Raw genomic sequence first — 26,809 nt, forward strand, 5'->3', positions numbered from 1 at the left:
CACGGCACACTGCAAGGTGCAAGCTATATATATAGATATATACTTGCACCTTGCACTAAAAAAACATCAATGATATTTGCAATATTTGGAGAAACACTTCTCTACAATGTGTATATTTGCAAATAATTATTTCATATATCATCTATATTAACACAATGACTCGATTCTTTTCAATATCAGAAATTAAATATCTAGTTAAAGAGAGTACTAGAAAAAGATTGCCACCTTGTGAACAAAGCGATGTAAATCAGCAAATTGTTCTTGATCATGAACTTGGCTTTGAAGCGGTACTTACAGATAATGGAGATGAAAAAATCCTTTTACCGGAAGATGGAGCTGTTGTTTACCTTTTTAGGGGACAAAACCAAGAACACATACCATGTTATCCATCTTTATATCGTGAAACTCCTCGTCCATTAACAGACTCTGAAATATTCACATGGAAAATGAGATTTATGCTATTTTGTGATATGCTTGATACATATCCCATTGTTGACAAATTCTTTAAGCGGCATAATTTCAAGATTGATTATGAAGGATTAGCACAACACTATGGCTTGTTAACATCCGTGCTTGACTTAACCAGTAATATAGATATTGCATTGTTTTTTGCTACATGTTGGTATGATAAAAACGAAGATTGTTATAGACCATTTGACGATGGTAGAGAACATGAAGGAATACTTTATGTATTTTGTCCTTTGAGAGCGAATGAACCAACTCCACTAAATATGGATGATTTTATGAAAGAAAATATAACACCGATTGGACTTCAACCTTTTTTACGACCTGCACGTCAAAAAGGATACGCACTTCATATCCCTAAAGGGAAAAGCACTAAGAGTTGGGCGTATCGATTCAAATTTTCTAATGAAGATTCATTAGCATATTACGATTTATTCAATGGTGGTAAAGAGTTATGGATATACGATATTTTAGCAGAAAAAACTAAAAAGATAGTAAATGCAAGAAAGTTTTCGTATGAAGTATTTACTCGTACTTATGAAAAGTTTCGCCCTAAATATTTCTCTCGTACAAAACTCAAGAAAGCACTCGCTACCGAAGGAATATCGCTTGCTAAACATGCAGAAACGTTTTTTTTTAGTGAAGATGAAAAAAATGAAGCTATTCAGAAGTGGAATAACGGAGAAGGTAAACAATTCTGTGACACTATTGGAAGGCGATCATGGTATGAAGAAATAGATGGACATAAAACCATTTCCGAAGAAAAAGGACAATATAATGTAAAAATAGGACCTATTAATCCTTTTCGAACGCTTAAAATGCTTGCTGAAAATGCATTGATTGGAATGCTTGCTCATCCAGAAGGACCAGATGAAGCAGAGTGGATAAACTATAAAAACACTCCCAACGAAACACATAGATTATTTGGTGAGAAAGAGCAAGGATGGACTAAAGTTCCAGGTCGTTTGGTTAATCTTTTTGCGAAAAAATATTTAAAAGAAGAAGATTATTTAATATTCGAATAGACGTTTAGCCTTGCGCATTAATGTAAGAAGCAAGTATTTATATAACTTGCTTCTTGTTTTAAACTTCAATACTTATTTTTTCGTCTATTCTCCATTATCGTTTCAAAATTTTCTTGCCCCCATTGCTTTAGATGTTCCAAATGAGGGATTAAGGTTTCTCCAAATTCAGATACATAATATTCCACTTTGGGTGGCACTGAGGGGTATATTTTTCTACTCACTAATCCGTCCGTTACCAATGAACGCAAAACGGTAGAGAGCATTTTTTCCGATATAGATGGGATTGTTTTATATAGTTCATTGAAACGTATTACCCCATTCTCGTGTAGCTTCAACAAGACAACTAAAGCCCACTTGTCGCCTAACCATTCCAATATAGGGGATGCAGAACAGTATTCATAATCTAACTTTTTTCGCATTTTTTTCGTTCTTAAAATCATTGATATTGAGAAATACTAACTCAACCGTAAGTGGCTGACAGATAGTACAGTTCTTCTTTATTCAAAAAGAACGTCCTAACTTCGCAGCACAAAAACCAGAAATACTTGGGCGGTTGCTATTTTTCTATAAGATATACAGGATAGAAACACAATGCCCTAATGGTAGCGATGACGTGATTAGAAGTTATATCAATCGGGAACTGGATAATCTGACCTATTTCTTTAATCGTAATCTGGACTTTTACCAATATTATCGCTCTCATTCAACATTGTATGATGAATATTATTTTGTCCGTGGAAAGTCTGATTTACGCCTATGTACCGATAGCGCACAATTCGATAAAGACCCGAATTTCTCAACCGGATATGATTATAAGGTGGCTAAAATAATAGCCAATGAAATGCTGCGTATCTATCTGAACAAAAGACTGGTAAAACTGGAAACCAATACCCAAGTAGAAGATAACCTGCAAAAGTGTCTGAAATATCCTTTTCGTTTTACGGGTAAAAAGGTCTTTTTGATAGAATTGGGGTATTCTCTTGTTTCTTCGGGTGACATTAATAATGGCAACGTGGAAATAAAAGAAATGATGAACTTTCTCGGTACGGTATTCCAAGTGGAGTTAGGCGATTATTATGCCGCCTATATTGCCATGAAAGAACGGAAGAAGGACCGGACGGCATATCTTAGCCGTTTACAAGACAGCTTAGTCAAGCGAATGGACGAAGATGATAGTAAATGACAGGTTCCTATTTTTCTTTTCGCCAGTGTTATATTGTTTTCATTCAATCCTGCCATATTGAAATCTTGCTTTCAATCAATCAAGCTATCAATGTTTCAATAAAACAAGATTGCAGGATTGCAAAATAAACTCATAGGTCGGGGAACGCCCAGCGGCAAGGGGCGGGACCACCCGTCCCGACGAGCGAAAATCTTTAGTTAGGGAATGTCTTTCTTTAATTGGCAACACGACTTCGGAGTGAATTTGCCCAAGGTGTTTTGCGGCACGGAAAACAGATTTGTGTGCCACAAATCACACCTTGCTGTTATCTGACGATAACACGATTTCAACGGCTGGCAGTCCGGTGTGGAGTGTTCAACTTTTGAGCCAACATTTCCATGTCGCTGCTTACCTTCAAATCAGTAATCCTTGCATAGATTTGAGTAGTCCTTATGTTGGTATGACCTAAAATCTTAGATACCGTTTCAATGGGAACACCGTTTGCGAGCAACACCGAAGTGGCGCACGAATGGCGTGCCACATGGTAGGTCAAGGTCTTTTCAATGCCACAAATGGCTGCGATTTCTTTCAAATAATCATTCATTTTCTGATTGCTGATAATGGGCAAAATCTTACCGTTCGGTAACTGGTCTTTGTACTTTTCCAATATGGCTTTGGGTATATCCAGCAATCGGACGGTAGATGTAACATTCGTTTTGTGCCTTTTGCGCATAATCCACAAATTACCGTCAAATCCGATACGAATGTCCTCCTGCCTTAACTCGCATACATCAATGTAGGAAAGTGCCGTGTAACAACTGAAAATGAACAAATCACGTACTTGCTCCAACCGTTTGGAACTAAACTCATGGTTGTAAATGGCAGTGATTTCTTCCATAGTCAGATAATCTCTATCGGTACGTTCAAACCTTACCCGATAACTACCGAAAGGGTCTGCGGTTACTAAACCCGTATTCTTGGCAAAGTTTACCACCGTGCGAAAGCGTTGTACGAACTTCATCGCCGTATTGTGGCTGCACCCGTAGCTATTTTTGATATATAGTAAAAAGTCCTCAATGAACACCACGTTAATGTCTTTAATCAGTATATCGGAGATCGAATACTTGAACTTCATGAACTCAACAAGCCGTTTCTTTGTCAGTTCGTAACGTGAATAGGTTTTGTCTGCGGTATTCATTTTCACTTTCTCCAAGTATTGTTCATTGTGCTGTTTGAAGAACTCTATCAAAGTCCGTTCCCTTGCAATCTTACCTAAAAAGGCGTTCTTTACCAGTTCTGCCGTCACATATCCGTCCTGCACCATTAACGCATGGTAATGCTGATGTACCGTACTGCGAATGCTTTCCAGCATGGAATTGATATGTACGGCTTCTGCAGTTCTGCCGGAAGCCTTACCTAACTTCACGCTCCAGTGAGCCGGATTTATTTCCAGTTTGGTATTGAACTGGGCTACAACTTGGTCGATAGTGATACGTGCGATAATCGGTGCATTGCCGTTCTTCTTTACTGCATTTCGCTTGACGAAATAGAGTAGCTTGAAAGTACTTCTCATAATCTCTTTTTTTAGTTACAAAATTAAATTGATAAACTGAAAATGAGATATTTGCAGTACGGACAAATCAAGACAACAAACTGCCAATTTCAGACATTCTGTGACCTAAAATCCGAAAGGTCGGACAAGTCACGAATTGGTCACGAAAGTATGTCTTTTTGTGACCTTTTCGTGTCTTCGGTCACGGACTTTATACAAAGAAAAAACTCCTACAATACCATGATATTGTAGGAGTTGTCTTTTCTTTGTCTGGTTTTGTCCAGCTTCTTGGTGATCCGCCTGGGGCTTTCACCGTAGCGGACTATATCTTTGATTTTTAAGCTCTTGTAAACCTTGAAAAATCGTACCGTAACGAATTAGTAACGATTTATAGGAACGCTTGTTGTCTGTGTCAGGCATTCGTTTGTCAGCCGTTTTCTGATGCCACAAAGATAGAGTATTCCTTTTTATTTTCCAAATATTTGATTATTAAATCATTAAAAAAGATCCCCAGTGCAAGGGGCGAACCTATATATAGATAGGTTTGCCCCTTGCACCGGGCGGACGTTGCCCTCTTTATTCAATAAGCATGTTGATATTGAATATATGGGCTATTTAGAGATGATAAAACGCTCACCGGTCTGGCGCAATCACCATTTTATTTATCGGGAATACATAAAAATCATGGTGTACTACACGTGTACTATACCTTCCAACTTTTTTTATTGTTCTTCTTTTGCGGCAAACACTGAAAATTAAGTTTGTTATGGAAGTTATTACAATTGAAAGTGAAGCGTATAAATCGCTTGTGAGCAAGATTGAAAAGATCGCCGGGTATGTAGCCGAAGCGCAATTGCCTTCAGAAGAAAAAAAGGAGGCTTGGCTGGACAGCAACCAACTGGCGGAAGCGTTGGGTATCAGTACACGTACATTGCAACGCCTGAGAGATGAAAACCTGATCAGCTACTCCATGCTGCGTGGTCGGTGCATGTACAAGTTGTCAGAAGTCGAACGTTGTCTGGAAGAGCGTACCATCCGGTGCAAACCCCAGACATTGGAGGATTTTCGCAAGAACTACCTAATGAGAACCGGCAATGATAAGAAAGGATGATATACTGAGAATGACGGAAAAGGGTGTTTCCGTATTCCGCTATTATCTGCCGGTAGACTTCAAGGTGGGAAAGAACTTCCTGAATCCTTTTTATAAGGATACGAAGGCTTCGTGCAATATTTATTATGAACGTAAGGCCGGCGTGTTTAAAATGAAAGATTTCGGGAACGAGGATTATTCGGGGGACTGCTTTGAGCTGGTGGGCAGGCTGAACGGCCTTAGCTGCAAGGAGCCTAAAGAGTTTGTCGAGATCATGGAGATAATAAACCGTGACCTGCATTTGGGGTTGTCCTCACATGAGGAATATCATGTGAGCCATAGCAAAGTGCCCCAAAAGAACGAAGTGGTATCGGAAGAGCCGAAAATGAAAAGTGTCCGGCCTTATACTGTCGTGCAAAAGCCCTTTACGGCTGCGGAACTTGCCTTTTGGGGTAAATCGGGTATCGGGGAAAATGTCCTGAAGGCATACCGAACGGTATCGCTAAAGAAGTTCAGCAGTGAGAATCAGGAAAGGAAGCCTTTTTCCTGCATGACAAGCACCGATGAACCGATGTTCGGGTATATGGGCAAACAGCATATCAAGGTGTACCGTCCGTGTTCACAAATGCGGTTCCTGTATGCCGGTGATTTTGGCGATAACTATTGTTTCGGGCTGGAACAGCTGCCGGCAAAAGGGGATCTGCTCTTCATCACAGGTGGGGAAAAAGACGTGATGAGCTTGGCGGCTCATGGCTTCCATGCGATCTGTTTCAACTCGGAAACAGCCTTTATCCCTGTAACTGTCATACATCGGCTCTCGTTCCGGTTCAAACATATCATCCTCCTCTATGATGTGGATAGCACCGGGCTGAAAAGCTCGGCGAAGCGTGAAGAGGAACTGAAAGAATACGGAGTTAAACGATTGTTGCTTCCGCTTGCCGGTACAAAGACGGAGAAGGATGTATCGGACTATTTTATGCTGGGGAATAGCCGTGAGGACTTGATCAAACTTTTTCTGGACTATCTGGAAACCTTATACAGTGAAACCATGTCGGCATTAAAATCCTGCGAGGTGGATTTCAACAACCCTCCTCCCATCGCACAAATGATCGTGTCGGTAAATGACGTGCCTCTCGGAACTCAAGGCAACCTGCTTTGTGTCACCGGCGGAGAAGGCACGGGGAAAAGTAACTATGTGGCGGCGTTGATTGCCGGTGCTATCCGCCCCTCCGGGACGGATGTGGATGCGCTGGGCGTTACGCTCCACGAAAACGGCAAGAACAAAGCGGTACTGTTCTATGACACGGAACAAAGTGAAGTACAGCTATATAAAAATATCAGCAACCTGCTGCGGCGTTGCGGGCGTGAGGCGATGCCGGAATGGTTCAAGGCATATTGCCTTACGGGAATGAGCCGGAAAGAACGCCTGCTTTCCATTATCCAGAGCTTGGACAAATACCATTATCAATATGGCGGTGTCCATCTGGTGGTGATAGACGGGATTGCGGATTTGATAAAATGCGCCAACGATGAAGCGGAGAGCATAGCCGTCGTGGAAGAACTGTATCGGCTGGCCGGTATCTATAAGACGTGTATCGTTACGGTATTGCATTTCATTCCCAATGGATTGAAACTGAGGGGACATTTGGGAAGCGAGTTGCAGCGGAAGGCTGCGGCGATCCTTTCCATAGAGAAGGACAGCGATCCGGCCGTGTCGGTGGTGAAGGCTCTGAAAGTAAGGGATGGAAGTCCGCTGGACGTACCTATCATGCAGTTTTCGTGGGACAAGGAAAAGGCCATGCACGTTTATCTGGGCGAAAAGCCGAAAGAAGAAAAGGACAAGCGCAAAGAGGATGAGCTTGTAGCGGTAGCCAAAGAGGTGTTCAGCCGGAAGCGTTTTGTTACCTACGTGGAACTTGTGGAAGAAATCCAGTCGATACTGGAGGTGAAGGAGCGTACAGCGAAAAGCTACATCAAGTTCATGCGTGAGAAAGAAATCATTCTGAAATCATCTGATAACCAGAGCTATTATGTTACCGGGAATTTTTAAGGAGGAAAGCGTATGTTAGTAGATAAAACGGAATTTGAAGCATGGATGGAACGTATCATGGGTGAACTATATCGCATCTCCCGGAAGCTGGACAAGGCGGAAACAAGGGAAAAACACCTGAACTACCTGAACGGAGAGCGTCTGTACGACAATCAGGAAGTATGCCTGTTGCTGCGTATCAGCAAACGCACGTTGCAACGATACCGAAATAACGGGGTATTGAAGTTCTATTCGATATATCACAAGACATATTACAAGGAGTCGGACTTACACGAGTTCATTCGTAATAACTTCGATGAGAATGAGATAAAGCGGCAGGCACGTGAGGACAAGCTGTCCGAGAGCTATCCGCTGCCGGAGGAATAAGTCTATGTTTTTGCTTTGTACCGATGAAACTACTGCCGTGAGGCAGGAAATCCCCAACTGCGTATTGATGTTTGTCATAGCAATGGCTTCATACAGTTGTGAAACAGGATGAAGTTTCTTTTCTTGTTCGAATGGTGATATCCCAAAGGACAGCGGTCTGGAGGGGTATCATTTTTTATGCGTGGAGTTGAAATATTCCAGTTTTGTGGCGTAAAAACTGGAATATAAAAAGTTAATTTCCTCAATACCTAAGTATCTATCATGATTCTGCAAAAAAGAAAAATACATTCATAAGAAGAATCCAAAGGTTTTTCCTAATTTTGCAATTATGAATATAAATTGGTCTGAAATAAAGCCTTATGAGAACGAGCTGCCTACTAACTACGCAGATAGAATAGGTAGGTTATATACTGATACTGTCACTGCTGCTTTTAAGAAAAGTAACGGTCAGTTTTTCACACCGGTATCTATCGCTTATTTTATGGGTAAACAAATAAGTGTGAATAAGGATTCTATCTCTGTATTAGATCCGGGATGTGGAACCGCCATATTATCATGTGCCGTAATTGAGAATTTAGTTTTGCAGTCAAAAGTAAAACGGATAGAGTTGGTTACATACGAAACTGATGAAAATCTTATACCGGGATTACAAAAAGTTCTGGAATATATAACAATATGGGGAATGCGCCATAATGTTCGGATTGATTGTCGTTCATATGGTGAGGACTTTATTTTGTCCAATTATTCAGTATTATATTCTGATACGATTTATGGCAGGGCTGAGAGTTTGCAGAAATATGATTTGATCATATCCAATCCTCCCTATTTCAAACTTTCCAAAGAGGACAAACGGGTGAAAGCGGCTCAATGTATAATAGATGGACAGCCCAATATATATTCTATATTTATGGCTATATCAGCTTTATTGCTTGCAGAACAAGGTCAGATGATTTATATAACCCCAAGAAGTTTTACTTCGGGAAGATATTTCCGTTTGTTCCGTAGTTTTCTGTTCAAGCATGTACAGATAGATTTTGTTCACCTTTTCAATACCCGGAAAGATACGTTTTCCAAGGATAACGTGCTTCAGGAAACAATTATAATGAAATGTTCCCCTAAAAAGGAAGCAAATTATAATGTCGTTTTATCCTACAGTGAAGGACTTTCTGACTTGGCTACCCCTGCAATCAAAGAAGTACAGCGGAAAGAAATCATTGACCTTACCTCAAAAGAATTGATATTGCATTTGCCGGTCAGCCTTGAAGATGAGAAAATCATTAAGCTGTTCAAATCATGGGATGGCAACTTGAATAAATATCATATCCAGATTTCCACCGGTCCAGTTGTGGCTTTTCGTTCAAAGGAACAATTATGTGAAACTTCTGAGGAGGGAACCGCAGCCCTATATTGGTTGCATAACGTAGTAAAGATGTTGGCTGATCATCCTGTTGTAAAGGAAGGAAAACCTCAATTCATCCGTATAAATGAAATGTCTGTATCCACTTTGTTACCTAACAAGAATTATGTTCTGTTACGACGTTTCAGCTCCAAAGACGATAATAGCCGGTTAATTGCCGCACCTTATTTTGGGAATATGACTTCTTGCGCATATGTAGGAATCGAAAACAAACTGAACTATATTTATCGTCCTAAAGGACATTTGAACCGTATGGAAGTAATGGGGATAGCCGCTTTATTGAATAGCGACTTGTTCGATAATTATTTCAGGACATTTAATGGAAATGTAAATGTCAGTGCTACGGAACTAAGGGAGATGCCCATGCCTCCCCTTGAAGTTATTGAAAGTATCGGAAAAGACTTGATTGCCATGAATGATTATTCTATGGCGAACGTAAATAAGATTGTAAACAAATATTTTATGTAATATGAGCAAAATAAGTGATGCACAAGATATATTGTCGGTGTTAGGCTTGCCTACGGCACAACAGAATGAAATATCTGCTCTGACTTTACTTGCATTATGCGGATTAAAGGAGGAAGACAACTGGGCGGATGCCACTCGCAATAGCTTAAAAATAAGCAAGGATATTATGGCATTTGTCAATGAGAACTATAAAAAAGAGCAGCCGTACGCCCCCAATACACGGGAAACTTTCAGACGGCAGGTACTTCATCAGTTCTTGCAGGCACGTATCGTAGATTATAACCCAGATAATCCTGCTTTACCGGTGAACAGTCCAAACGCCCATTACAAATTGACAGAAGAAGCCTATGAAACAATAAAATCATACAATACCCAAGAATGGGAAATAAAAGCCCAAAACTTTAATGATGCGGTAGGGCGATTGATTGAAGAGTATAAGAAAAGCCGTGAGATGGAAATGATACCGGTTACTATTGAAGGTAAGGAATTTAAACTGTCTCCGGGTAAGCATAATGAAGTACAAGCGGCGGTCATTAACGAGTTTGCACCCCGTTTTGCAGCTGGCGCAAAAGTCCTTTATATTGGTGATACAGCCAATAAAGACCTTTATTGTAACAAGGAACTTTTAAAAGAAATTGGTATTCCAATCACAGAACATAGCAAACTACCGGATATTGTTATTTATGACAGTAATAAAGAATGGCTATTCTTAATTGAAGTGGTTACTTCGCATGGACCGGTATCTCCCAAGCGTGTAATCGAACTGGAAGATTTCATGAAAGAATGCAAAGCGGGAAAAGTATATGTTACTGCTTTCCCTGACAGATCAGAGTTCAAGAAACATGTGGCTGATATTGCATGGGAAACCGAAGTTTGGATAGCGGAGAATCCAGACCATATGATTCATTTTAATGGAGATAGATTTATAGGACCAAGATAAAAACATTATAACATGATAAAGGCATTTATATCACATAGTAGTAAGCAAAAAGACTTTGCTTTAGAGTTAGTTAATCGCTTAGGTAGAGATTATTGTAAAATCGATTGTTATAATTTCGAATCTGCGTATAAAAGTATCAATGAAATTTATAGGGCTATAGAAGAATCTACCATTTTTGTACTTCTAATTTCACGTGATTCTTTAGGATCTACGTGGGTTGAAGAAGAAATAAGATTTGCTAAAGAGAAGTTATCAAAAACTGAATATGAACGTTTTTGGCCTTTTATTATTGATGATTCAATGGCAATTGATGATTGTCCTGAGTGGATGAAAAAAGATGAATGCTTTAATTTGCGTCGTTTCAAAAGTCCATATGTACTTGCTCGTGATATAGAACAAAAATTTAGAAAAATTATTTGGAGTGCAAATCCTAAGATTAGATTACTTGACACTACAATGGTAGGACGTAATGAGGATATTGCTAAATTTGAAGATAAATTCCAGTCAGGTAGAGGGATGAAACTTCGTGCGCTTATCATTTCTGGACGTGATGGTGTTGGAAAAGAGACTTTTGCTAAGCAATGCATGTATAAAGTTGGCTATCCATTGGAACAGGTACCATATCGTATAAGCATGGATGTGAAAGAAAATATAGAAAATTTTATTGTAGATCTTAATATGATAACACGGACATATGCAGAAAAAGATTTACTTCGTGTTCTGTCGGCATCTCCGAAAGAAAAATCTAAAACAGCAGTAAAGCTTTTAAATGAATTATATGAAACTCGCTCTGTTGTATTTGTCGAAGATAATATGTCATGTGTATTACCTAATAGAACTATACCGGAATGGCTTGCTGATATAACAAATGATAAAGAATTGAACCCACAATTAGGGCTATATATACAATCTCGCATTATACCTAATGTTTATTTAGAGGCAGAATATCCAGAAATTGCACATATTCCATTATTACCACTGAGTAAAAAAGATAGACATAAACTCTTTTATAGTTATATTCGTACTTATGAAGTATCTAATATAACAGAAGAAGATGCATGCTTTTTTGTTGATCGATTATTACAGTCACCAATGCAGATACAACAAGCCGTAGAAGCTATCAAAACGAAATCAGTAGAATTTGCAAAGAAAGATATTGAGGCTCTTATTACAATGGGAGATAAAAAGATACATCCATTGCTTGAACGATATAAAGAAGAAGAGCAAAGAGAACTATTGGTGATTATGTCGCGTTTTGACTTTATTAGTTATGATATATTAGAAGATATTTTTGAAGAACGTATTAAGGAAGTTTTGAACACTCTTCTTGACATGATGATTTATGGAATAGTATCAACATTCGGACCTTCTAATCGTTTTTTTCGATTAGATCATTATTTGAGTGATTATATAAAACGTAATCATTTTTCTTTGCCTAAAGATTTAGAACTTCACATCGATGATGTTTTAGAAAAAAGAATAGGTGAATGTAATGATATAACAAAAGATACTTCTTTGTATTTATATGAAGTAAAAAAACAAATAATGTCAGGATATGGAAATACAAAGAGTTACTTAATTCCTTCCATTGTGATAAGATCTGTTATGGATATTTACAATAAACGAGATTATGAACTTGTTATAGATATTTGTGATAAAGTGCTTAAAGATTCACATAATTATTACTCTGATATTACACGAGAATTAACATATTGGTTATGTTTGGCATTATGTAGAACCCAAAAAGAAGAACGTTTTTATGAAGAAGTAAAAGCATTAGACGGGGCAGACTATTGGTTTCTTAAGGGTTTTTTTCAACGCATAGCTACAAAATATAATTCAGCTGAGAATTTTTTGAAAAAGGCTTTAGAAATATCACCTTCTATGCAACGGGCAAAACGAGAATTAGTGACTGCGCTTCTTGCTCAACATCGTTATCCTGAAGCCTTATCTCTTGCAAAAGAAAATTATGAGCGAGATTCAGATAATACTTATCATATGCATGCATATTTTCGTTGCTTAGTAAAAAAAGTAAATATTAATCGTGAAGATATTGCTACATTGAAAGAACTACTTGACAAAATGGAAAATAGTTATTCTGACAAAAAAGAAGAACTTCATATGGCTATGAATATCGAATTTCAGGCTAACATAAAAAGAAAATCACCAGATGAAATGTTGGATCTAATACGAAATGCTGAAAAAAATTTCCCTTCTTCTGTTAATATTCAAAGAGCTGCTCACGAATATAAGTTAAAACAAGCTATTGTGAGTAAAGAAGTGGTGTTTCCTGAAGATTAAAAATATCCCCTCCCTTTCATTCAAAATAGGGAGGGGGATTTCACATTTCAATTATTATAATACTATAACTTCAGCTTGGGTTTGGGCTTTTCGGGCTGGTCAGGAGCGGGATCGTCCTTGTTGCCGGGCTTGGGGATGCCTCCGATGACGAGCTTGCCACCGAGTGCTCCCATCGCCTCTTTGATGCTGATGCTTTTGGGCATTTCGCTTACTTTGGGCGGGGTGCGCTGCTTGTCGGTGAGGAAGTCGGGTATTCGGTGGACATAAGGCTCGGCAGGGGGCGTTCCCGGTGTGGGGAGAGTGTCCGACGAGGGAGTGACGAGTGGAGCATCGGCAGCGGGCATAACGGCGGCGGGGGTGTTGTTCTGTCCGTCGGGCGTTATCGGCTGGGACGGCACGACTTCGATCACGCCATCGGTGTTCTTTTCCTGCGCATCCACCGATTTGAGGGAGAGCAGGATCTTGCGGTCGAGGGCGGCAAGGTCGGCTTTGAGCTGCTTCAGCTCGTCCTCCTTTTTCCAGACCTCTCCGACAACCTGTTCCAAGACGGGGAGCTCTTTCTCAATGGCTTCGTTGTCCCTCGTGTATTTCTCTATCAGGCGGGGGATGCTGTCGAAGGCGTTGATGAAGTTCTGGCAGGCGGTTTTCGGGTCGACTGCCAAGCGGCCGTTGTTGTAATTGTAGAGGAAGTTGCCCTCGCCACGCACGAAGAAACGGTTCTCGCAGAAGTCCAGACCGTCCTTGACGGTGGTGTCGGTCTTGACAAGGATGTCGAAGCCGTAGAGCGAACCGATGACCTTCGGCTGGCCGTGCGTGCGTTCCCTGTCCTCTATCTCGTGGAGCTTGGCGGCAATCGCTTTCGGATCATCGCTTGCCACGCCGTCAATCTTCAAGGGGTTGAGCTTGTTGCCCTCCTTGTCATACTGCATACGGCTCTCGATGGCGGTCTTGTCTTTCTTGACACGGGCGATGATGTCATCGTTGCTTGCCCGGTTCGCCAAGAAGGTTTCCAGCTTGATGCGTGACTCCCCCTTGCCCCGTTGGAAGGCTTTGCGCTCGCCTTCCATGCCGGCAATCCGTTTCTCCAACCGTGCCTTGTCGAGCAGGTCGGTATTCCCTGAGAGCACCGCCACGTACTCGGAGAAGGGTATGCCTCCCTTCTCGTCCATGCCCCCCTCGTCGATGGTGCGGCAACCCATGTTGTTCTGCTTGAGCTGGGTGATGAAAAGCTGCTTGTTATAGAGCAGGTTGAACTTGTAGCTGTCAAGCGACTTCTCCACGGCGTAGATGATCACGTCCACCTTGTTGTCCGCATAGAGCTTGGCAACCTCGTTGCCCTTGCGGATACCCCGGCCGTTCCGCTGCTGCAAGTCCGAAGGTCGCCACGGTGCGTCGAGGTGATGGATGGCGACGCATCGTTTCTGTGCATTGACTCCCGTGCCCAGCATTTCAGTAGAACCGAAGAGGACACGTATCTTTCCCTCGTTCATCGCCTCGATCATGGCTTTGCGCTTTTTCTCGGTCTTGGCTTCCTGAATGAAACGTATCTGGTCTTCGGGGATGCCGTGATCCTCCACCAGCTTGCGCTTGATCTCGCTGTACGGATTCCATTGGTCGGGCTTGTAGGTTCCTAAGTCCGAAAAGACGAACTGCGTGCCTTTATGCCCGGCGTATTTATTGTAATACTCCGCAATCATATCGGCGCAATGGGTGGCCTTATTGTCTTTATCGTCACCGTAGGACAGCGGGTCGATGAGCCGCATGTCGAGCGACATCTTCCGGGCATAGTCGGTGGCGATGAGCATCTTCGCCTTCTCCTCCTTTTCGTTCAGGGGCGGGCGTCCCAATACGGTGGCATTGCCGGTCTTGGCGAACTCGATGAGCTTCCGTATGAACTCCTGCTGGTCGGGTGTCGGGGGTATGTTGTGCAGTATCTCGTTCTTCTTCGGACGGTCGATGCCGATGTCGGCTGCGGTACGGAAGTCGGTAATCTCGGAATAGAACGAGGCAAGCTCCGGAACCTTGATGAAGTAACGGAAACGCTCTTTCTGCACGACCTCGTTGGTAACGGAAAACTCGTAATCGACGGACTTCCGGGCAAATACCGCCGCCCATGCGTCAAAGGAGTTGATCCCCTGACGCTCCAACTCTTTGGGACGAAGATACTTGAACAGCAGGTACAGTTCGGTCAGCGAGTTGGAAATGGTGGTTCCCGACAGGAAGGTGGCTCCCAAGTCTTTGCCGGTGCGCTGCTGGATGGTACGCAGGGCGAACAGCATGTTGAGCGCACGCTGGCTTCCCTCGCTGTTTCCCAGACCTGCCACACGGTCGTGCCGGGTGGTGAACGTCAGGTTCTTGAACCGGTGCGATTCATCGACAAAGAGGTGGTCGATGCCCATGCGCTTGAAGTCCGCCACGTCATCCTTGCGGGTCTCGATCTCGTGAAGCAGCTCTTTCAGCTTGACTTCAAGGTTCATCTTGCGTTTCTCCATGCCCTTGATCTGTGCGTTGCTCACTTCCTCCCCTTGCTGGTAGAGGACTTCGAGGTTCTCCTCCACGCTGTCCAGTTCTTGCTGCAAGATGTCACGCTGGATTTCAGGGGACTGCGGTATCATGCCGAACTGCTCGTGCGAGAGGATGATAGCATCCCAGTCGTTGTTCTTCATCCGGTGGAAAATCTCGACACGGCGTTCCGGCGTGAAATCCTCCTTGCCGGGATAGAGCACCTTGGCGTTCGGGTAGGCGGTGGCGAAGGTCTGGGCGATCTCGTGGATATTCGCTTTCAGGCCGGTGATAAGGGGCTTGTTCGCCAAACCCAGACGTTTCATCTCGTAGGCGGCACAGCACATGATGAGCGTCTTGCCGCCTCCCACCTCGTGATCAGCGATCCCCCCTCCGTTCTGTTTGAGCATCCAGATGCAGTCCTTCTGGCTGGGATACAGGTCAGGAATGCCCAGCCCCTTGAGGTCGAGGTCGGGAAAGTTCTGGTGCGAGCCGTCGTACTTGGGACGGACGAAACAGTTGAACTTGCGGTTGTACATGTCCGCCATTTTCCGCTTGAACTCCGGCGACTGTTCCATGAGCCAGTCGGAGAAGCCGTTACGGATCTCGTCAATCTTGCTGTTGGCAAGCAAGGTTATCTCCGGGTCACGTATCTTCATTTCCTTGCCCGTCTTGTCCAATACGGTCTTGGTGATGTTGGGCGTGGTGTTGTGGATGGCATGGCGCATGAGGGCGATGCCGTTAAAGATGCGGCTCTCCGAACGCACCGAATACTGGTTCATGATGCGTGGAGAGGTCATGTCGGCCTTGATGCTGTACTCGTCGTTGCTGGCGGTATAGCGGACGGACACGTCCGTGTCGAACAGCCATGAGGCATAGCGGCTGTACACTCCCGCCGGTATCCAACGCTCACCGAAATTGAAGTCCAGATCCTCGAAAGGTATGGGCGTGGGAAGCGACTGCCGCAGGGCTTCGAGAGAAATACGTGCCTCGCCGTTGTCGGGATGCGACTGCAAATATTCCTCGATATGTTCAGCTTTGGCCATGACATTGCCTGAAATAAAACGGTCGGCAATCTCGTAGTTCTTCGAGAGGGGATTGTAAAATATCCGTCCACGCAGTTCCTCCAACAGGTCAGATTGCGATTTATCGGTCAGGGACTCCATGTACGCCATGTCCACGTTGCCGTATTTATTGAGCGAGGCGGTGAGCGCCTCGTGCACGTCGTCGGTATGGGTGATCTCGTTGATGTTGTACGAAACGGGATGGTCGAAGATGTCCGCCTTGACCGCTTGGCCGTCGATGTAACGCTCCAGTGACAAGATCTCACGGTTGCCCGCATCCATACGGAACAGGTCGATGTTCTTCTTGTCGTTCAGGTTGCCGAACTGACGGATGAAATCATCGTAAAGGGTGTTGAGCATGGTGCGCAACGCCGGATTCCCAGTATGAGTAGCGGCCTCGTTCTCGTACAGGTGATGGTAGGTGTCACGTATCTCGATGTAGAGCGACGCACGGCGGCGTTGGCGTTCGGGCAGTTCCAACGGGTTGAATACCGGTGCACCCTCGCCGACGGCGGAAAGGTAACCTATCTGTCCGTTGTCATACGCAAGGGAGCCGTTACGGTGATGCTCCAGCAGACCGGCCGGATAAGGACGGGGCTTCATGCGTTCCTGTCGGGCGGCTTCTTCCTCCTGCCGACGGTGTTCCTGTTTCAGTCGTTCCTGCTCCTGCCGTTCTTTTTCTTGGGGAGCCGGTTCAGCCGGGGCGGTCTGTATGGTGGAATCTTGTTCCAACGGAGGCATATCGAAAAGGGACAGCTGCCCGGAGTCCTCCTTCTTGCGCCTTGTTTTCCTTTTCCTGACTTGTGAACGTTCCTCTTGGGTGAAGCCGAAAAGGTCGTATAGGGACATGATCGGCTCCGGCGTGGTCTTTTCGGTGGTTTGCCGAGCACCTGCTGACGGTTGCTCCGGCGTGACAGCCCGACGATCCACCTGTACCGTCTGTTGATTCATGGAAGAGGAATGCCCGTCCATATTCGCTGATTGATTGAGTTCCCACACTTGTGCGATGCGTTGCTGCATGGTTTTTGCCGGACGGTTCACCAAATCACGTAATTCCTGTACAGGTGAATGTCGGAGATACAAGTCCAAGTCGAGCTGTTCCGAGAGATTGCGGTCAAGGAAATACTTCATGTCGGCGGCGATGGCTTCCATGCCCCCGTCATGCAGGTAGATGCGTGCCGGCTTACCGTAGGGGTCGGTACCGACATGCCCACGTGTATGCACAATAGCGGCGGTACGCTCGAAATACTCGTTCTGTGTCGTCCCGTCGTCCTGCGTGCCTACTTCTACGAAAGCGTGTTCAAGCGGGGTGTACTCCCTTTGGGAAAGCGTATCCTTCTGTAAAAGGATCAGATCGCTGCCCACCTCCGTACCGGCATAGTCAGTAAAGAGGTTGTTGGGCAGGCGGACAGCCGAGAGCAGCCGGGACCGGTTCATCAGGTATTGCCTTATGGGATGAGCCATAGCGGAGTTCATCACCCCCTGCGAGGTGATGAAAGCAAGGATACCTCCCTCACGGACAGCGTCCAGCCCTTTGACAAAGAAATAGTTGTGCAGTGTGTTCAGCGCAAAACGTCTGGCCGTACCGTTGTCGAAGGAGGGATCGAAAATACGTATGTCACCGAAAGGGATGTTGCTGCTCACCACATCGAAATAGTCGTTGCGGTGCGGGGGAAGTTCCTCGAAGCCCTTGATGTTGACCTGCGCTTCGGGGTGAAGCCGGGAAAGGATGCGGCCGGTCAGCAAATCCTTTTCATAGGTGACCATTTCCGGCGAGTTGCCGGATGCGGAGTAGCATTGCGGTTGGAAGGCTGAAACAAAATTGCCGGTTCCCGATGAAGGATCGAGGAAACGGCCGGGCGATACCCCGTGTTCGCCCAAAGAAGAAGCAATGGCGTCGATAATGGCCGGCGGCGTGTAGAAAGCGGTGAAGGTAGATGCCTTCACGCTTTCCACCAACCGCTTGTACTCACGTTCGTCAGCGGCTCCATCACGCAGGACGTTGTGAAGTTCCGTAATCAGGGGGAACAGCTCACGGTCGGCCTGTGTCCAGCGGAGTATGTCGGTGAGTTTCCCGAAAGGAGAAAGAACCGCCTTGATCCCTCCGAACCCGGAGTAGGCGGCGAGTATGCCCGCTTCCTCCGGGGTGGCGGTACGCTGTTCCTTCTCCAAACGGAACATCAGCCGGATTGCCTCTATATTGTCCCTGAGATGCGCCTTTTTATTATAAGCCATTCTCTTCCAACCAGATTGCAACCGTGTCGGTCAGTTCGTCATACAGCCGATCGAACTCTGGGCTGAACATGAAATCATCCGAGAGCGTATAGCCGGAGAAGACCTTCCGGCATTCGGGCAGCAACTGCAAGGCCACGTTGCGTGCATTACCTTCGGGGATTTCGGCGGCGAACTCGTTCCAGAGGACGGTGATCAGCGTATCCAAAGGTGAGAAATGCAACCCTTGAAAAAGCAGGTCGTTCGCCTGCTGTGCCGCATCGTCGTAGGTCAGGCCGGAATGGACGGCTGCGCTGAAGGCTTCGGCGGCATGGTTACTACGGGTGGCGACGAAAGACTCGTCATCCGCCAAATCCGGATGCGATTCACGCAGGAAAGACAACAGGGTAAGACGGTAATAAGATAATTCATCCGGCTCTTCCGCTACGGACATCGGCACGTTGGATTTATTCTGATTCATATAATTATCGGATTATTAAGTGATACAATTCGGTTTATTTCTTCCTGCCACCTTTCTTTTCCTGCGGTTTCCTGTCCGGAAAGGAATAGCCTACGGTAAAGTCAGGATTAAGCACCAGTGCGGCGTCGAAGCTCTTGCCCTCACGATTCTTGAAGCCTTTGACAAGAGAGGTACGGCCTTTGGTCACCAGCTCAACGATCTGCTTATCGGTCAGTATCTTGCCACCCTTGTTGCGAAACAGGGTGAAGTTGCAATCGACATCGGCACATTTGGCGACCTTATCAAAGAACAGGATGCGGCATTTTCGGCACTTGGGACAGGTACATTGTTCCCCTGAAGGAGTCACATTGAGGGTGGTGGCCAGCAGCTCGGTCACGATCTGTGCGGTGTAGACCTCTATATCCCGGTGGAAAGAGAGGGCAGCGACCTCTCCGGTTTCTATCCGGGCGAGGGTGTTCTCCCACGTCGCTGTCATTTCAACATCGGCAATCTTCTTGTCCTTTACCGTATCGTAAACCGCCAGCCCTTTTTCGGTAGGCACCAGATTTTTCTTATCCCGGCGTACATAGCCACGGGCAAACAATGTCTCGATGACGGCTGCACGGGTAGCCGGAGTGCCGATACCGACCTCCCGGATTCCGGCACGCAACTGTTCATCGCTGATCTCTTTGCCGCAATGCTCCATAGCGGAAAGCAGGGAACTCTCGGTATGCAACGGTTTGGGCTTGGTCTGCTTCTCCACCGTTTCAGAAGCGAGCAATGGCAGGGTTTCACCTGTTTGCAGCCCCGGCAACGTGGTCTCTTCCCCCTCTTCTTCCGGCTCGCCACGCACGGCACGCCAGCCGGCAGACTTGATGACCGTCCCTTTGAGGGTGAATATCCCACCGCCTGCGGACAAGGTCACTTCGGTCATTTCCTTGACGCAATGCGGGAAGAAGGCTTCGAGCAGGCGTGCGGCCACCATTTCGTAGATAGCCTGCTCGTCTTTCGACAACCCTTCAGGCAGGTTTTCGGTGATGAGCAGCGCATGGTGGTCGGTGACTTTGGCATCATCAACCGACCGACGGTTGAGCGGTGTGTCCCGTAGAACGGATGCGATGGCGGCGAAGCGTGGATATTGTTGCAAGAGCGTTATGCGTGAGGGGATTTCCTCAAAAACATCTTCGGATATATAACGGCTGCCGGTACGTGGATAACTTAGTACCTTCTTTTCATATAGGCTTTGCGCAAGCGTGAGCGTCTTGTCTGCGGAGAAATCCAGCTTGCTGTTAGCCTCTTTCTGCAAGGCGGTCAGGTCATAGAGCAATGGCGGTTCCTGAACAGCCTCCCTGCACTCCACAGAAGTGACAACGAGCTTACCGTCGTTCTCCACCTCACGGAACTTGGCGGTGGCTGAGCCGAGGTCATCGAAGCGGTCTTGTGACCATGCGGAAAAGTCGATTCCGTCTTTAGCTGTCGAAACCTTTATCCGAAAATAGGTCCGGGGCTTGAACTGTTTGTTCTCCCAGTAGCGAGAGCAGATCATCGCCAATGTGGGTGTCTGTACCCGTCCTAACGAAAACACCCCCTGTCCGGCGGCAAGGCTGAGAGCCTGAGAGCTGTTGATGCCCACGAGCCAGTCCGCCTCGCTGCGGGCTTTGGCAGAGAGGTAAAGGTTGTCATAAAGACTTCCCTCCCTGAGATTCTGCAACCCCTCACGGATGGCCTTGTCGGTAAGCGAAGAGATCCACAAACGAGCAAAGGGTTTGGTACAACCGAGATAGTTGTACACGTAACGGAAGATCAATTCACCCTCACGACCTGCGTCAGTGGCGACAATGATGGATTCGCACCTGTCGAACAGCTCCCGGATCACTCCCAACTGCCTGACGACGCCGGGATCATCCTTATAAACCTTGCCCTCCCGCACTTGACGGGGAATAAGTTTGAACTCCTGTGGCAATATGGGCAGATGTTCCCGGTGGAAGCCGGAGAAGCCGTAGCATTCGGGCATGGCAAGCCCGACCAGATGCCCGAATGCCCATGTCACGGCATACCCGTCCCCCATTAGATACCCGTCTTTCCATTGGCGTGCGCCCACTATGGACGCTATGCCCTGTGCCACACTGGGCTTTTCAGCAATGATAACTTTCATATATATAATATTGTATAGTTCATGTGATGGTTAAATAGATACCCCTTTCTTATCGGCTTTCTGTACAGGGCGGTTCCGGCTGACGGTGTTTGCCGGTTTCGCGCCGTCCTGACGGACGGTTGTTTGCTGGGATTGTTCCTGTTTCTTGCTCTTGTCCGGATTCCATTTGAAGAAATCCAACTTCGCCCGCTCGTGGTTGACACGAACGAAAGCACTGAACAAGTTCCCCTCGTTGTCGGTCATGCCCTTGATGTAAGTCGCCTTGCCTTGCGCCAGTGATGCCCGCTGCTCTTCTGTAAGATCTTTCCCTTTCAGCCGTGTGGGGATTACCAGCTCACGCTCCTGCTGCCGGTTCTGCTCCTGTCCTTGGGCAGCGGTCTGCCCCTGCCTGCGGGCGATTCCCTTGAAGTCATAGTCGAATCCACCCTTGCAGACATTGAACTGCAAGCGTGCGTCGTAGTGGCGTTGCTTTTTCTCCGACCACATGTTCTCGACAAGGACAGACTCGCCGTTTGCGATGCGTTTTCTCTGCTCGTCGGTCAACGCCGTGCCGTTTACCTCTGCCGGAAGGGTTATCCCGCTGACCGGTACATGGTGGAGCTGGTTAGTCTTGGGATTGAGCGATACCAGACATGGCTCACGCACGCCCTCGGCCAGTTCGAGTTCCACCACGCACCCCGCATTGCCTTTTTCCTGTAGGTTCTGTTTCACTTCGGGGGTGAATTCTACATTAAAATACGGTGTATCCAGCTCCGGATAACGCTTGCAACACTCGATGTTGTTCCGAAGCGTGCCGTCGGGATTCTCCGTCAGCCGGATGCAGGCCGGAGTTTCAAACTCAATCCCCTCGAAAACGGTTTTCAGAGTAAGTACGGCGGATTCGTTGCCATTAAGCAACCGCCTGACACCCAGTTCACCTAACGTTTCGGGTGTTACCCCCATGCGCTCCAGTTGTTGCCAGTCCACCTGTTCCATGCTCCAACGGGTGGATTGCTCCGTTCCGCTCCCATCGGACTGCTGTTGTTTCTGCTGCCGGTTCTGTGTGAACTGTTCCGTATCAAGGCGATATTCGTCCAATAAGGCAGCATTGCTTTCGGGCTGCTTGAACAAGCCGACAAGCTCTTTGGCGGAGACCAGCAAGTCCATCGGAAGGTGATAGAAACGGAAGTCGGACGGTCGCTCGAACTGTCGTTTCATGTTGGAAAAGAACGCTTCGATGAGTGATTCGTTACGGTCTATCCGCATGAACTGATCCGAGGGCTTTACCCCTGCCAGCGGTCTGGTCTTGAGTCCCCCTTCAGGTTCGATACCCTCCACTACATGCGGGGTGTTGCCTTCGGCGGCGTTGGTCACCACCAATACCTCGTCTTTCAGGTCTTTCAGTTTTTTGTCCATAAAATAAAAGAATTTAGTTGTGATACAATCCAGTTAATTGCGGCACGAAAGTAGAGGTAAGAGACTATGACGCAAAGGGAAAGAGAGGAATGGGGAATGAGTGGCTACTGGGTGGCGTGAAGTGGCCTGCCGGCAAGAAAGAATGACCTTCCGATGCAAAAAATTCAAGATAAAAAGCGTATCTTCGCAAAAAGAAACATAAAAGAGGATAACCCGATATGATTACCAACCGAGAAGAAGTAATAGACAAGGCATTCAAGGTGTTTTTGAGGATGAACTACGAGAAAGCAAGTATCAGCACGCTGGCGAAAGCCTGCGGAGTCGTAAAGACAGGGGTAGTATATTATTTCCCCCACAAACTCGACCTGTTCATGGCAGTAGCGGACAAGTACGCCATACAGATGCAGACACCTGCCAACAAGTTTGCAGAACCGGCAGGAACCCTTGCGGAATTTATTGGCCAGTATGTGGAGGGCGTGAAGACAGCCATGAACCGTATTGTCACGCAGGTGCAATGCTGTGCGGATGACAGTGACTGCTGCCCCAACTTCTACTACTTTCATTTCCTTTCCCAAGTGAGGATGTACTACCCCGGAGCTCGTAAAAAAATGGAGGATACATTCCAAAAGGAACATGAATTGTGGAAAAAGGTCATACAGAAAGCCAAGGAAAACGGTGAAATAAAGCAAGATACGGACGTGCAAAAGAGTGCTTCGCTGTTCCGTCAGGTATTCTTGGGGCTGTCTTACGAGCAATCATTCCTGAACGGTTTGAATGTAGAAGAATTGAAAGACAAATTCGATTATTTGTACTCGCTCCTGAAAGCCTGATAACCTTTTAGCAATCTTTAAAAGGGTTCGATAAAAATATTTTTTGAACAACCGTTTAAATTTCAAATACTTTGCTTTATCTTTGAGGCATGAAACAACTGCCATAGATATGGACAAAGTAAAAAAACAACGGTCTAACATCGTCCTGTACAGGGAAAAAAGGGACGGTGAACACTACATACGGATAGAGTATGCAGGTGATCCGGCAATAGCCTTGTTGCTTACCCAAGAGAGTGATATACGAATGGCAGGCGACGGATCTGCCTATATAGCGACTGTCACTTTCAGTTTGCCGGATTTCTACGACCGCTATTCTCCCTACGCCTACATTGATTACAGCCGGGTTTATGTTCGGCATCCCAAACCTAAAAGGGAATACACACTGCCGAAAAGCTACCTCGAACTGCTGGAACAAAAGCGTTACGGCTCCTCGACCGTGAAAACCTACCGTGCCTATTCCAACGACTTCATTGAATGCCACAAGGAACGGAACATTGACCGCCTGAAAGTGCCGGATGTCAATGATATAACAAGAATGTCAATCAAGAGCATACGAATCTTCTGTATATGGATGTATGTATTTTTGTCGGGTGTTCATTTATATGCTTCAAATACAGCAGACTCCGTATATTTCCATGTGCAGTTGGACACGCTGGGAGGTCTCCGTGTCGGGCAGGTACTGAAATTGACGTATGCACTGGCCAATTCCCAATTTGATTTAGTGTCTTCTCCAGTGTTCAACCATAGCATTGAGGTAGTAAGTGGTCCGAAGCCACATAAAAGCGAGAGTTATGCTCTTGTAAACGGCGTGGGGCACAAGAGCCATGAAACCGGCTTCTACTATTTTGTACGGTTCAGGGAAAGCGGTGAGATTCAACTCCCTGTCGCATCCGTCAAAGTAGGAAATCAGATATATACCACATCGGAATGCCAAGTGACCGTACATCCTTCCAAAGTGGATGTGAGCAAATTGAAGTGCAATTTGAAGGTGGAACAATTGAAAGGCGATTACGCAAAATACCGTGCCAGCCTGACTTGCAACGCCCGTCCCGATCAGAATCCTCCGCTGTTGTCCATTAACGGAAAAGTAACCCGACCCACAAGCAATTCCTATTCGGGTTCTAACGACAAGGAGGAATATGTTTACAACTACTACTTTTCCAGTGAAGGCTATGAAGTATCCTGCAAGGAACTGACTTTTGGCGGGATACCCTATTCCGTCAAGACAAAGAAGAACAAAATAGATGAAACGGACTTCCTTATTATAATATTGATTGTACTCGCATTGTTTGAGTTGATATGGTGGCTTGTCGGCAGACATCGGTATCGTCAGGAGCAAGAAGCTGCGCTTGCCGAATTTGTGTTGGAAAATAGAACTTTGCCTTTAAACACAAGCTGGGCATATACCCACTATGGCGTATCCCATACATTGCTGCTGTTCTCCGTGCTGAGTTTTTCCACTATTTGCGTAAAACTTTATGCAAGCGAGGTGTTCATTATCATTTTTTTATGGATTGGAATCCTGCTTGTGCCACTTGCTTATCTGTCCTATCGGAACCAGCGGCGCAAGCTGAACTTCGAGAGCACGCCAACCACATTAGACAAACAGGCGATTTACGATAAGATATGCAAGCTGGCGGATTATTATGACTGGGACATTGACCATTGCGGGGACGATTGTATTGTGGCTCATACCAATCCTGCCATTTGGCATCTGACATGGGGAGAACAGATATTCATCGTGTTCGATAAAAGTCAGGTATGGATTAATAGTGTGAACGACCTGAACAAGCGTACTTCTCCATTCTCGTTTGGTTATGCCAAACGCAACATTCGAAGAATAAGAGAAGCATTGACACAAGATGTAACTATTAGAGATTAAAAAATGCACCTATGGGGTGTTGTTTACCAAAGTAGAACACACCTAACGAGGCTCTTATAAATACATTAGTAACAATTTAGCAATTCTTGTATGGGCTTAGATATTTTGATTTATAACAATGACGGAATATGTATGAATAAGTCTGAAATTAGCGAAGACTTACATTATTGGTTGTTCAATCTTGCAAATTTAGATAAAGGACGATTTCGGACTATATTCCGTGTACAAGATTACTATAAAACGAACATACAACTTTCAGGTATAGAAATATCCTCTTTCATTGAGGAACTAAAAGAAATTAGAAAAAAATCTCCTTATAGTAAGGAGATTGAGCGAATAGTGAATTGTATAAATCAGCAAAATATATCTAAGATAAGAATTACTGGAGATTAAATAAGTTACTAACGAAGCGTGATAACGCCTTACAGCGTTCCACGCTATCCCATTAACATCAATAACACTAATAAGTATGAGAACGAAAATTTATTTAGTAACGCTGCTGATAGCCTTTGTTACAATATTCGGGCTGACAGCTTGCATGAATGAAGATGAGCCAAAGGACATCACAAAAGAAGTAACGATGTATGTTTCTTCTGAAACTGGAATTATGTATGATTTATTTGATTCGGAAGGAGAATTTCCGATAGAATGTATGCTCGTCAAGGAGCAGGGAGAGGATGAATATCGTCCTTTGGCATTCTGCAGTATTCAGGGCTTCGAATATGAGAAAGGCTATGAATACGATTTGCGTGTCAATAAGACAACTTTGGCAAATCCACCAGCAGACGGTAGCATATACAAATATCAGCTTGTTCGGGTCGTAGAGAAAAGACAGGTCGGTAACCCAAACGAAGCTGAATAATGCGTACAATATGATGTTAACGAAGCAGGGTAACGGCAAGCCGTTCCCTGCTATCCCATTAACAACAATCAAATCATTATCGTTATTATGGATATAGAAAGAATACTTAAAACAAGAGAAAATGCAATATATTACGGTATTGGTGAATACCAAAAAGAATGCTTTGGTTGGGTTGGTGGAAATGCTCCAGCTTGCTTTGATGATAAGAATTTATCTAAAAAAGACAATGTCTATTTTTATCTAACATTTCAAAATCCTTTAAGTCCCAATAAGCAAATATCTATTTTCACTCCGGAATTTGATGTTGCATTGGAATATAACACATATCCCGATTGTAAATTGTTGTTGGTTGAACATGAATTAAGTAGTCAAAGCAAAAGTGATAGATATAAACACCCCGAAATAGATGAAATTTATTCAATATACGAGATGGGTACAGAAAAAGATATGCCTGAAAAAATTGTGCAATCAAATTTGGGGGTAACGTAATGCCTATTCAATGGGGATTAGATAATGATAGTAAAGTGGTTAAAGATGGAAATAGATTCATTTTTCAAATCAACGAAATTTGCATGAAAGATATTTCCGTTTTCATGGCTGGCTGTATATATG

17 protein-coding genes and 3 pseudogenes are annotated in these 26,809 nt (G+C 45.0%); 14 read left to right on the plus strand and 6 right to left on the minus strand.

Features of this window, described 5'->3' with window-relative positions:
• The first annotated feature begins 155 nt into the window (after positions 1–155).
• A complete protein-coding gene (locus HMPREF2794_RS07690) occupies positions 156–1,490 on the plus strand; it encodes an FRG domain-containing protein (protein ID WP_139147239.1) in 1,335 nt (444 codons plus the stop codon).
• 65 nt (positions 1,491–1,555) lie between these two features.
• Here the strand turns inward: HMPREF2794_RS07690 and HMPREF2794_RS07695 are convergent, their stop codons facing one another.
• Positions 1,556–1,909, minus strand: coding sequence for a winged helix-turn-helix transcriptional regulator (locus HMPREF2794_RS07695; protein WP_070751289.1), 354 nt, complete (start codon positions 1,907–1,909; stop codon positions 1,556–1,558).
• Positions 1,910–2,010: 101 nt separating this feature from the next.
• On the opposite strand from HMPREF2794_RS07695, the pseudogene HMPREF2794_RS07700 reads away from it, so the two are divergent.
• A pseudogene (locus HMPREF2794_RS07700) lies at positions 2,011–2,673 on the plus strand (RteC domain-containing protein); the annotation flags it as partial.
• Positions 2,674–2,998: 325 nt separating this feature from the next.
• On the opposite strand, the gene HMPREF2794_RS07705 reads toward HMPREF2794_RS07700, so the two are convergent.
• Entirely contained in the window at positions 2,999–4,225 is a 1,227-nt protein-coding gene (locus tag HMPREF2794_RS07705; protein ID WP_070751290.1) for a site-specific integrase, read from the minus strand.
• Between the two features lie 745 nt (positions 4,226–4,970).
• Here HMPREF2794_RS07705 and HMPREF2794_RS07710 point away from each other — a divergent pair.
• The 6 genes from HMPREF2794_RS07710 to HMPREF2794_RS07735 all read left to right on the plus strand — a co-directional run bounded on the left by HMPREF2794_RS07710 (position 4,971) and on the right by HMPREF2794_RS07735 (position 12,836).
• Positions 4,971–5,315: a helix-turn-helix domain-containing protein gene (locus HMPREF2794_RS07710; protein ID WP_036617970.1), complete on the plus strand. Its 345-nt coding sequence runs from the start codon at positions 4,971–4,973 to the stop codon at positions 5,313–5,315.
• Entirely contained in the window at positions 5,299–7,344 is a 2,046-nt protein-coding gene (locus HMPREF2794_RS07715) for a bifunctional DNA primase/helicase (protein WP_036617971.1), read from the plus strand. The genes HMPREF2794_RS07710 and HMPREF2794_RS07715 overlap by 17 nt, the downstream gene beginning before the upstream one ends.
• 12 nt (positions 7,345–7,356) lie before the next feature.
• Positions 7,357–7,710, plus strand: a complete 354-nt coding sequence (locus HMPREF2794_RS07720; RefSeq protein WP_036617972.1) for a helix-turn-helix domain-containing protein — start codon at positions 7,357–7,359, stop codon at positions 7,708–7,710.
• Between the two features lie 328 nt (positions 7,711–8,038).
• Complete coding sequence (locus HMPREF2794_RS07725; RefSeq protein ID WP_036617973.1) at positions 8,039–9,595, plus strand: Eco57I restriction-modification methylase domain-containing protein; 1,557 nt, start codon at positions 8,039–8,041, stop codon at positions 9,593–9,595.
• 1 nt (position 9,596) lies between these two features.
• Positions 9,597–10,535, plus strand: coding sequence for a BsuBI/PstI family type II restriction endonuclease (locus HMPREF2794_RS07730; RefSeq protein WP_036617974.1), 939 nt, complete (start codon positions 9,597–9,599; stop codon positions 10,533–10,535).
• 12 nt (positions 10,536–10,547) lie between these two features.
• Positions 10,548–12,836, plus strand: a complete 2,289-nt coding sequence (locus HMPREF2794_RS07735; RefSeq protein ID WP_036651029.1) for a TIR domain-containing protein — start codon at positions 10,548–10,550, stop codon at positions 12,834–12,836.
• 62 nt (positions 12,837–12,898) lie between these two features.
• Here the strand turns inward: HMPREF2794_RS07735 and HMPREF2794_RS07740 are convergent, their stop codons facing one another.
• From HMPREF2794_RS07740 to HMPREF2794_RS07755, 4 genes are read right to left on the minus strand one after another with little or no spacing between them, the layout of a single operon-like run.
• Positions 12,899–18,637 (minus strand): N-6 DNA methylase, encoded by a 5,739-nt coding sequence (locus HMPREF2794_RS07740; protein WP_036651032.1) that lies wholly within the window; start codon positions 18,635–18,637, stop codon positions 12,899–12,901.
• Entirely contained in the window at positions 18,627–19,094 is a 468-nt protein-coding gene (locus tag HMPREF2794_RS07745; RefSeq protein WP_024986779.1) for a DUF1896 domain-containing protein, read from the minus strand. The genes HMPREF2794_RS07740 and HMPREF2794_RS07745 overlap by 11 nt, the downstream gene beginning before the upstream one ends.
• 34 nt (positions 19,095–19,128) lie before the next feature.
• Positions 19,129–21,228, minus strand: coding sequence for a type IA DNA topoisomerase (gene topB, locus HMPREF2794_RS07750; RefSeq protein WP_036651035.1), 2,100 nt, complete (start codon positions 21,226–21,228; stop codon positions 19,129–19,131).
• 30 nt (positions 21,229–21,258) lie between these two features.
• Positions 21,259–22,623, minus strand: a complete 1,365-nt coding sequence (locus HMPREF2794_RS07755; RefSeq protein ID WP_024986780.1) for a DUF3945 domain-containing protein — start codon at positions 22,621–22,623, stop codon at positions 21,259–21,261.
• Positions 22,624–22,841: 218 nt separating this feature from the next.
• On the opposite strand from HMPREF2794_RS07755, the gene HMPREF2794_RS07760 reads away from it, so the two are divergent.
• The 6 genes and pseudogenes from HMPREF2794_RS07760 to HMPREF2794_RS07785 form a co-directional block, all read left to right on the plus strand.
• Positions 22,842–23,453 (plus strand): TetR/AcrR family transcriptional regulator, encoded by a 612-nt coding sequence (locus HMPREF2794_RS07760; protein ID WP_024986781.1) that lies wholly within the window; start codon positions 22,842–22,844, stop codon positions 23,451–23,453.
• A gap of 109 nt (positions 23,454–23,562) precedes the next feature.
• Positions 23,563–23,976 (plus strand): annotated as a pseudogene (locus HMPREF2794_RS07765) (recombinase); the annotation flags it as partial.
• A 48-nt stretch (positions 23,977–24,024) separates the two neighbouring features.
• Positions 24,025–25,335: a BatD family protein gene (locus tag HMPREF2794_RS07770; RefSeq protein ID WP_228767254.1), complete on the plus strand. Its 1,311-nt coding sequence runs from the start codon at positions 24,025–24,027 to the stop codon at positions 25,333–25,335.
• Between the two features lie 132 nt (positions 25,336–25,467).
• Positions 25,468–25,728 (plus strand): hypothetical protein, encoded by a 261-nt coding sequence (locus HMPREF2794_RS07775; RefSeq protein WP_139147240.1) that lies wholly within the window; start codon positions 25,468–25,470, stop codon positions 25,726–25,728.
• Between the two features lie 76 nt (positions 25,729–25,804).
• Positions 25,805–26,197 carry a DUF4377 domain-containing protein gene (locus tag HMPREF2794_RS07780; protein ID WP_051635711.1) on the plus strand — a complete coding sequence of 131 codons (393 nt, stop codon included), beginning with the start codon at positions 25,805–25,807 and terminating at the stop codon, positions 26,195–26,197.
• 87 nt (positions 26,198–26,284) lie between these two features.
• Positions 26,285–26,809: pseudogene (locus HMPREF2794_RS07785) on the plus strand (hypothetical protein); the annotation flags it as partial.

Source organism: Bacteroides sp. HMSC067B03, from assembly GCF_001811315.1.
In the GTDB taxonomy this organism is placed as follows: Bacteria; Bacteroidota; Bacteroidia; order Bacteroidales; family Bacteroidaceae; genus Bacteroides; species Bacteroides faecis.